Raw genomic sequence first — 7,883 nt, forward strand, 5'->3', positions numbered from 1 at the left:
GCTGATCAGGTCGGGCGAGACCCGCAGGCCATACAGATCCTCAAGATGGGACTGGATGTCGCGCACCGACAAACCGGCGGCATAGAGCCCGATGATCTTGTCATCCACCCCGTCGATCCGGGTCTGACCCTTCTTCACCAGCTCAGGCTCAAAGCTGCCATCCCGGTCGCGCGGAACCGACAGCGGCACCTCGCCATCCGAACCCTTGACCCGCTTGGTTGAAATCCCGTTGCGGCGGTTGGATTGTTCCGGCGGGGCCTCGGCACCGGCCTCATAGCCCAGATGCGCGGTCAGTTCGGCCCCGAGCATCCGTTCCATCAGACGGATCTTCAGCTCCTTCATCAGCCCGGCCTCGCCAAGCAGATCGTCAGGCCGCTTGCAGCCCTTCAGCAGCTCGTCCAGCAATTCGTTCGAAATCGTCATCAGCCTTGCTCCTCTCAGGAAGCATGGACCACATCACGAATACACAGAAGCTCGGACACTCTCGTTTCGTCGCGAGGTGGCGCGCCCACCCAGAAGGTCCAGCGCATCGGCGTTCATGCGCCCCCAGTCGTAGACCAGTTCCACCAGACCCACGAACCTTAGCCCAAGCGGCGTCAGGCGGTATTCTACCGCGGGTGGCACTGCACTTTCCACGTGCCGGGTGACAAGGCCGCTGCGTTCCATCTCACGCAATGTCTGGACCAGCATCTTCTTGGATATCCCCGGCAGGCTGCGCTGCAGAACGCCTGTCCGCGCCGCGCCACCGTGGCGGACGTGCAGCGTGTGAAGGATCATGCTCGTCCACTTCGTCGTGAACAGTTCCATGACACGGCGTGGCGCACAATCCTCGCGCCACTCGTGTTCCTCGGTTCCCTTCATCATGGGCGGTTACCTTTGTGTGCCTACGTCCCAGAATGGTGCCGTCTGGCGGCCGGGATGGCACAGCCCTACCTTGCTTGGCAACATGGAATGGAGACACAAGATGGCCCCCAAAGCACTCGTGGTTGGTGCAACCGGAATTCAAGGCAGCGCGATCGCCGCGCAACTGGTGGAACGTGGCTGGACGGTCTACGGCCTCAGCCGTAATCCGCAGGTTCAGACGGGCGTGCGCCCCGTGGCAGCCGACCTGACGAATCCTGATACGCTGCGCGATGCGCTGGACGGTATCGCGCCTACGCATCTTTTCCTGTCATCATGGCTGCGCATGGAAACGGAGGCGGAAAACATTCGCGTCAACGGCGGCATGGTGCGCAATGTGCTGGACGCATTGCGCCCGGCCGGATCGGTGCAGCATGTGGCACTGGTGACCGGCCTGAAACACTATCTTGGTCCGTTCGAAGCTTATGGCAAGGGCTCGCTGCCGCAGACGCCTTTCCGCGAGGAGCAGGGCCGGCTGGACGTGGCGAACTTCTACTACGCGCAGGAGGACGAAGTCTTCGCCGCTGCTGAACGCGACGGTTTCGGGTGGAGCGTGCATCGCCCGCATACCGTCATCGGCAAGGCCATCGGCAACGCGATGAACATGGGAACCACCTTGGCCGTATATGCCACAATCTGCCGCGAAACGGGGCGACCTTTCCGCTTTCCCGGCTCTGCCACGCAGTGGGAGGGGCTCACCGACATGACCGATGCGCGCCAGTTGGCGGCGCAGGCGATCTGGGCCGCCGAAACGCCTGCTGCGCGCAACCAGGACTTCAACATCGTCAACGGCGACATCTTCCGGTGGAAGTGGATGTGGCACCGGATCGCGGAAGCTTTTGGGCTGGAGGCCGAAGATTTCGATGGCATCGTCCGCCCGTTGGAGGAGCAGATGAAAGAGGATGCCGCCATCTGGACCGATATTGCAAATCGCCATGGACTGGCGGAGGCCGACTTGTCCCGCCTCGCCTCTCCCTGGCACACCGACGCTGATCTGGGGCGCCCGATCGAGGTCGTGACCGACATGTCAAAAAGCCGACAAATGGGCTTCAGCAGCTATCAAGCGACCGACCAAGCCTTTTTCGATCTTTTCGAACAACTGCGTACGGACCGGATCATTCCCTGAAATCGCCAACACGCAGCGGCCTGCAGCCTTTCTTCAGGCGCAGGACGCTGCGGTGCAGCCGCGAATGAACCAGCGTCCAGCGCGGCGACCAACATGTATTCTCAACCCCGTCCCTATGAGCAGATGCCGGCGGCTAAGCCCCAACTAACTTCCGGGCCGGAGCCGGGATCATGGTTCCACAAGCACGCCGCTGATCCAACTACCACCTCAAGCCCTGTGCCGCCACGGCAAGTTCGCGAGACGGAGCAGCCTCTCGCACCAGCGGTTTTCCTCTTGCGCTTCGATTCCATATACATCATCGTATCAACATTAGTTGAGAGGTTGAGTAATGGAAGAGGACCGTGCGCTTGTCGCTTTTGCGGCTCTGTCTCAGGAAACCCGCCTTCGTATCGTTCGCCTGCTGGTCAAGGCAGGACCGGACGGCATGGCTGCCGGCTCTATCGGTGAGGTTATTGGCGCGACCACGTCGCGGCTGTCGTTCCACCTGACGCATCTGGAACACGCGGGCCTTGTGCAGTCCCGCCGCGACGGACGCTTCATCATCTACAGCGCGGTTTATCCGGCCTTCACGGGGCTGATCCAGTTCCTGCTGCACGATTGTTGCCAGGGTCATCCGGAAATCTGCGCCCCTGCTTTGAACGCTTCCCCCTGTGTTTCCTTGGTGGAGAGAGAAAATGTCTGAACCGATCTACAACGTGCTGTTCTTGTGCACCGGCAACTCGGCCCGCTCCATCATCGCGGAAAGCGTGCTGAACAAGGACGGGGAGGGGCGCTTCCGCGCTTTCTCGGCCGGAAGCCAGCCGAAGGGCGCGGTTCACCCGATGGCGCTGGATTTGCTGCGCAACTACCACTATCCGACCGAAGGCCTCCGCTCAAAAAGCTGGGACGAGTTTGCCGGTCCCGACGCGCCGAAGATGGATTTCATCTTCACCGTCTGTGACAACGCGGCGGGGGAGGCGTGCCCCTTCTGGCCCGGCCAGCCCGTTTCCGCCCATTGGGGCATCGCCGACCCTGCCGCGGCCCAAGGCACGAAGCCGGAACAGGTGATGGCCTTCATCGAGACGCTCCGCTACGTCAGGACCCGCGTCGGATTGTTCAAGGAACTGCCTGTCACCACCCTGGACGCCGCCAGCCTTACGAAGCACCTGTACGAGATAGGCCGGTCCGAAGGCTCCACCTCGGCCAAGCGGGAGGTTGTCTGATATGGACATCGTGATCTATCACAACCCCGCCTGCGGCACGTCCCGCAACACGCTGGCAATGATCCGCAACGCGGGGATCGAACCGCATGTGGTGGAATACCTGACGACGCCGCCCTCGCGTGCGCTGCTGGAACAGCTCATCGACCGGATGGGGATCGAGCCGCGGGCGCTACTGCGCGAAAAGGGCACCCCCTTTGCCGAGCTGGGACTGGATGATCCCGCGCTGCCGGACAGCGCCCTGATCGACGCGATGATGGAACATCCGATCCTCATCAACCGGCCCATCGTTGTCAGCCCGAAGGGCGTGCGGCTGTGCCGTCCGTCCGAGGCGGTGCTGGACCTGCTGCCGCCGCAACAAGCCGCTTTCGCCAAGGAAGACGGCGAGCAGGTTGTTGACGATCATGGCAATCCTGTGCGGAGCGCCTGATGCAGCGTTTGTCCTTTCTTGACCGTTACCTGACGCTGTGGATCTTCGCGGCCATGGCGCTTGGCGTCCTGCTCGGCACCGCCTTCACCGGCCTGCCGGATACGCTGAATGCGATGTCCGTCGGCTCCACCAACATTCCCATCGCCATCGGCCTGATCCTGATGATGTATCCGCCGCTGGCCAAGGTCCGGTACGAGGAGCTGCCGCAGGTCTTCGCCGACAAGCGGGTGCTGGTCCTGTCGCTGATCCAGAACTGGATCATCGGGCCGGTGCTGATGTTCGGGCTGGCAGTGATCTTCCTGCGCGACCAGCCGGAATACATGACGGGGCTGATCCTGATCGGCCTTGCCCGCTGCATCGCCATGGTTCTGGTCTGGAACCAGCTGGCGCGGGGCGACAACCAGTATGTGGCAGGGTTGGTGGCCTTCAACTCGATCTTCCAGATCCTGTTCTTTTCCACCTATGCATGGCTGTTCCTGACCGTTCTTCCGCCCTTGTTCGGGCTGGACGGCAGCGTGATCGATGTCGGCTTCTGGACGGTGACCGAGGCTGTGCTGATCTATCTGGGCCTGCCCTTTCTTGGCGGATACCTGACGCGCCGCGTGCTGACCGCGAAAAGGGGGGCGGGCTGGTACCAGGACGTGTTCCTGCCCAGGATCAGCCCGATCACGCTGGTGGCGCTGCTGTTCACCATCGTTGCAATGTTCAGCCTGAAAGGCGGTGACGTGCTGCGCCTGCCGATGGACGCGCTGCGCATCGCGGTGCCGTTGGTGATCTACTTCGCCGTCCAGTTCATCGTCAGCTTCGCGATGGGCCGCTGGATTGCTAAGGACTACCCGCGCACCACTGCCATCGCCTTCACGGCCGCCGGCAACAACTTCGAACTGGCCATCGCCGTCGCCATTGCCGCTTATGGCCTTGCCTCGCCCGTGGCCTTTGCCGCCGTCATCGGTCCGCTGGTGGAGGTGCCGGTCCTGATCCTGCTGGTGGGGGTGGCGCTTCGTCTTGGCGGACGCTGGTTCCCGAAAGAGGCACACGCATGATCCCCGACCTGCCGAACGTTTTGCCCGATCTGCTTCGCTTGCCGCAGATCGACGGGCGACCACCGCGCATCCTGCTGCTTTATGGCTCGCTGCGTGAACGCTCCTACAGCCGCTTCGCCACCCTGGAGGCCGAACGATTGCTGCGCCACCTTGGCTGCGAGACGCGGATCTTCCATGCCGACGGCCTGCCGCTTCCCGACGATGCCGATGCCGATCACCCCAAAGTGCAGGAACTACGTGAGGCGTGCCTGTGGTCCGAAGGACAGGTCTGGACCAGCCCGGAACGGCACGGCGCGATGACCGGCGTGATGAAGTCACAGATCGACTGGATCCCGCTGGCGCTCGGCTCGGTCCGCCCGACGCAGGGGCGGACGCTGGCGCTGATGCAGGTGTCGGGCGGCTCGCAAAGCTTCAACGCGCTGAACCAGATGCGGATCCTTGGCCGCTGGATGCGGATGGTGACGATCCCGAACCAATCCTCCGTCGCCAAGGCGTTTCTGGAATTCGATGATGTCGGACGCATGAAGCCATCGCCCTATTACGACCGGATCGTGGATGTGATGGAGGAACTGGTGAAGTTCACCCTGCTGACCCGTGGCCGCCCCGACCTGACGGATCGATACAGCGAGCGAAAGGAAACGGCGGAGGAGCTTTCGGCACGGGTGAACCAGAAGAACGCGACCTGACGCGGCACAGGCCGTCCTCTCTGCCCCCCCCGGAGCGTGCGGATCTTCGCTTGGGGCAGCAGTTACTGGCTGATGGCGGTCCAATCCGCGCCATCGCGGCTGATACCGGACGGCCGTTGCCTTGGTTGGCTCGGTTCGCGAACCACGTCTTGGCGATGATGATGTGTAGCATAATCCGCCGGCCTAAGAGCAGCCCACAGCCTGAGATCAAGGGAGGCGAAGGTCCGGCTTGAACGTCGCGCCTGACGCCGGCCGCGGGGCCAGTTCGCCGCAACATGCGCACCGGCCAATCGGAAGTAGCGGTGGCGCCCCTGCGCCTCCGCGGCCAGAACCTCGCCATCCAGCAGTTTCTCAAGGTGGCTGCTGGCGGTCTGCTTCGTGACGCCGGCAAGGCTGGCCAATTCGGTTGCCGTCAACGCACGGCCGTCCATCAGCGCCAGCAGCATCGTGCTGCGGGCGGGATCGGCCACGAGGGCGGCGATGCGGGCGAGGTCAGGGCCTTCTCTCATAGTTCGATGCTAGCCGAACCGTTTGCTTCCGCCAATCCGCTACCCCATTGGCAGAAGGAAAGGCCACACCATGATCACCTGCGTCATCACCTATGACATAGACCCGAACCGCCGCGAATTGTTCGACGAATATGCCCGCACCTGGGGCCAGTGCAGCCCTCGCTGCGGTGCCGACCTCATCGGATACTTCAGCCCGCATGAAGGCTCAACCACCACGGCCTACGGCATCTACTCGCTGCCCTCGCTGGCCCACTACGAAACCTACCGCGCCTGCCTCGCCGCCGATCCGCTGGGTCGCGAGAACTACGACTTCGCCCGCCGCGAGGGGTTCATCCGCAGCGAAAGCCGGCTGTTCGTGAAGCTGGCATCGGCCCCGCATGGCGATCTGTCATGATTGCCGTAATTTTCGAGGCGCAGACCTCGGCGGATCGAAAGGCCGAATACCTCGACCTCGCGGCGCAACTGCGTCCTTACCTTGCGCAGGTCGACGGCTTCCTTTCCATCGAGCGCTTTCAGAGCCTGACCACCCCCGGAAAGCTCCTGTCCCTCTCGTTCTGGCGGGACGAGGAGGCGGTGATGCACTGGCGCAACTTGCCCGAGCATCGCGCGGCACAGGCGGCCGGGCGCGATCATGTCTTTGAGGACTACCGCCTGCGGATTGCGTCCGTCCTGCGCGACTACGGCATGACCGATCGCGGGGAAGCGCCAGCCGACAGCCATCAGGTTCATGAGGCTGCCCGTATTCTAGCTTGAGATCGTCTTGCCATGGATGCAACCATCGAACATTACGTTCGAGGGCCGAAGGCCCTCAAGAACGTCTTGCTACTGTTGTAATGGCTTGGCCCAAGATCAGCACGCCTGTAGCACCGATGATACCGGAGGCGAAGCGGTTCAGACGGCTGAGAGCCCCCGGCTTCGTCATCATTCCGCGCGCACGCGCAGCCAGCGCCGCATAGGGGGCAAGGGTCACGATCAGCACGCCAATGGTGACGGCGACAAGCATGGCCCATTGTCCCGGGCCAACCTGGTTCAGGTCCAGCACGGTCGGTAGCAGCGCCAAATAGAACACGATGGTCTTTGGATTGCCCATCGTGACGGAGAACCCAGTCAGGAACGAGCCGAGGTTTGTCTGGCCTTTCGAAGCCTCGACCTTGGTCGCTCCGGTTGTGCTCTGCCAAAGCTTGAAGGCCAGATAAAGAAGATAGACGCCGCCCAACACCTTTACGATCAGAAAGACGCCCGCAAAGGTTTGTGCAATAGCTGCAAGGCCCGCGATGGCGACGGTCAGATACACCACGTCGCCAAGGGCGATCCCGGCCAACAGGAACAGTGCGGCCTTCAGCCCACTCCCCATCGATTGCCCTACAAGTGCGGCCACACCCGGACCGGGGATGGCGGCGGCCAGACCAAGTGCGGCCGCATAGGCGATAAGCGTGGCGATCAAGATCCGTCCTCCATTTTGCTTACCCGCAGCTAAGGGAAAGATGCTAACCCGTCTACACCACACGAGCAGCAGCTTGGAGCTTGATATTGAGAGCTCGCTCTACAGACGCGCCGCAAGAACAACGGTTCTCTCCACGCTGCCCCGGCGCCCATCATCCGGCGTGCTGCGATAAATGGCGGCGGCCCCCTCGAGCCGTCCCAAATGCGGCAGCCAGGGAGATTGCCTAGGTTTGGCTGATACGCTCGTGAACCCATCCAAGATCGGTTAGGGCTAGAATTGCCTAAGTCGATAACACCATTCTTTCCGGCGCCTGTCTTGCAACCCGCTTCTTCAACGGCCGGGTTATGAACGGGTCGCGACAGGATCAGGCGGATGCATCAGCCGTCATCGCCCTGTCATGGCGCGCTGCCGCCGTATGGTGGCACAGGTTTTGGCTCTAGGTGTGCGGTCCCGGTGGTAATCCTCCCCATGGTTAAGGTAATGCGGCCGCAGAATTTTCTCGTAGTATAAGCCGAGAAGATTCGAATGAGGAAGACCCGATTTACG

12 protein-coding genes are annotated in these 7,883 nt (G+C 62.3%); 8 read left to right on the forward strand and 4 right to left on the reverse strand.

Annotation, left to right across the window (positions count from 1 at the left end):
* Together JX25_RS15165 and JX25_RS13490 are read right to left on the reverse strand one after the other, a co-directional pair.
* A partial coding sequence (locus JX25_RS15165) for a transposase (protein WP_241557975.1) occupies positions 1-423 on the reverse strand: 423 nt, incomplete at its 3' end.
* A gap of 33 nt (positions 424-456) precedes the next feature.
* Positions 457-864, reverse strand: a complete 408-nt coding sequence (locus JX25_RS13490) for a winged helix-turn-helix transcriptional regulator (RefSeq protein ID WP_128255615.1) — start codon at positions 862-864, stop codon at positions 457-459.
* A 100-nt stretch (positions 865-964) separates the two neighbouring features.
* Between JX25_RS13490 and JX25_RS13495 the strand changes: the two genes are divergently transcribed.
* The 6 genes from JX25_RS13495 (at position 965) to arsH (ending at position 5,384) form a co-directional block, all read left to right on the forward strand.
* Positions 965-2,026: an SDR family oxidoreductase gene (locus JX25_RS13495; protein WP_128255616.1), complete on the forward strand. Its 1,062-nt coding sequence runs from the start codon at positions 965-967 to the stop codon at positions 2,024-2,026.
* A gap of 328 nt (positions 2,027-2,354) precedes the next feature.
* Entirely contained in the window at positions 2,355-2,708 is a 354-nt protein-coding gene (locus tag JX25_RS13500) for an ArsR/SmtB family transcription factor (protein ID WP_128255617.1), read from the forward strand.
* Positions 2,701-3,228, forward strand: coding sequence for an arsenate reductase ArsC (locus JX25_RS13505; RefSeq protein WP_128255618.1), 528 nt, complete (start codon positions 2,701-2,703; stop codon positions 3,226-3,228). Before JX25_RS13500 ends, JX25_RS13505 begins: the two co-directional genes overlap by 8 nt.
* Position 3,229: 1 nt before the next feature.
* Positions 3,230-3,655, forward strand: coding sequence for an arsenate reductase (glutaredoxin) (arsC, locus tag JX25_RS13510; RefSeq protein WP_128255619.1), 426 nt, complete (start codon positions 3,230-3,232; stop codon positions 3,653-3,655).
* Positions 3,655-4,698, forward strand: coding sequence for an ACR3 family arsenite efflux transporter (arsB, locus tag JX25_RS13515; protein ID WP_128255620.1), 1,044 nt, complete (start codon positions 3,655-3,657; stop codon positions 4,696-4,698). Before arsC ends, arsB begins: the two co-directional genes overlap by 1 nt.
* The gene (gene arsH / locus JX25_RS13520) at positions 4,698-5,384 is read left to right on the forward strand and encodes an arsenical resistance protein ArsH (protein WP_421780956.1); all 687 of its coding nucleotides are present in this window, start codon (positions 4,698-4,700) and stop codon (positions 5,382-5,384) included. Before arsB ends, arsH begins: the two co-directional genes overlap by 1 nt.
* A gap of 62 nt (positions 5,385-5,446) precedes the next feature.
* Here arsH and JX25_RS15295 read toward each other — a convergent pair whose 3' ends face one another.
* Positions 5,447-5,893 (reverse strand): ArsR/SmtB family transcription factor, encoded by a 447-nt coding sequence (locus JX25_RS15295; RefSeq protein ID WP_338323043.1) that lies wholly within the window; start codon positions 5,891-5,893, stop codon positions 5,447-5,449.
* 70 nt (positions 5,894-5,963) lie between these two features.
* Here JX25_RS15295 and JX25_RS13530 point away from each other — a divergent pair, with 70 nt between their 5' ends.
* Both JX25_RS13530 and JX25_RS13535 read left to right on the forward strand, forming a co-directional pair.
* Positions 5,964-6,287, forward strand: a complete 324-nt coding sequence (locus tag JX25_RS13530) for an NIPSNAP family protein (RefSeq protein ID WP_128255622.1) — start codon at positions 5,964-5,966, stop codon at positions 6,285-6,287.
* Positions 6,284-6,646: an antibiotic biosynthesis monooxygenase family protein gene (locus JX25_RS13535; protein WP_128255623.1), complete on the forward strand. Its 363-nt coding sequence runs from the start codon at positions 6,284-6,286 to the stop codon at positions 6,644-6,646. The genes JX25_RS13530 and JX25_RS13535 overlap by 4 nt, the downstream gene beginning before the upstream one ends.
* Before the next feature lie 55 nt (positions 6,647-6,701).
* On the opposite strand, the gene JX25_RS13540 is transcribed toward JX25_RS13535, so the two are convergent.
* Positions 6,702-7,337: a LysE family translocator gene (locus tag JX25_RS13540; RefSeq protein ID WP_241557976.1), complete on the reverse strand. Its 636-nt coding sequence runs from the start codon at positions 7,335-7,337 to the stop codon at positions 6,702-6,704.
* Positions 7,338-7,883: the final 546 nt, after the last annotated feature.

The sequence above is a fragment of the Falsirhodobacter deserti genome (genome assembly GCF_004015795.1).
GTDB classification, from domain to species: domain Bacteria; phylum Pseudomonadota; class Alphaproteobacteria; order Rhodobacterales; family Rhodobacteraceae; genus Falsirhodobacter; species Falsirhodobacter deserti.

Excerpts from the sequence above, each read along its gene's own strand:
- JX25_RS13505 (WP_128255618.1), top strand. The coding sequence starts at position 2,701 with ATGTCTGAACCGATCTACAACGTGCTGTTCTTGTGCACCGGCAACTCG.
- JX25_RS13500 (WP_128255617.1), top strand. The coding sequence starts at position 2,355 with ATGGAAGAGGACCGTGCGCTTGTCGCTTTTGCGGCTCTGTCTCAGGAA.
- JX25_RS13490 (WP_128255615.1), bottom strand. The coding sequence starts at position 864 with ATGATGAAGGGAACCGAGGAACACGAGTGGCGCGAGGATTGTGCGCCA.
- arsB (WP_128255620.1), top strand. The coding sequence starts at position 3,655 with ATGCAGCGTTTGTCCTTTCTTGACCGTTACCTGACGCTGTGGATCTTC.
- JX25_RS15295 (WP_338323043.1), bottom strand. The coding sequence starts at position 5,893 with ATGAGAGAAGGCCCTGACCTCGCCCGCATCGCCGCCCTCGTGGCCGAT.
- JX25_RS13495 (WP_128255616.1), top strand. The coding sequence starts at position 965 with ATGGCCCCCAAAGCACTCGTGGTTGGTGCAACCGGAATTCAAGGCAGC.
- arsC (WP_128255619.1), top strand. The coding sequence starts at position 3,230 with ATGGACATCGTGATCTATCACAACCCCGCCTGCGGCACGTCCCGCAAC.
- JX25_RS13535 (WP_128255623.1), top strand. The coding sequence starts at position 6,284 with ATGATTGCCGTAATTTTCGAGGCGCAGACCTCGGCGGATCGAAAGGCC.
- JX25_RS13530 (WP_128255622.1), top strand. The coding sequence starts at position 5,964 with ATGATCACCTGCGTCATCACCTATGACATAGACCCGAACCGCCGCGAA.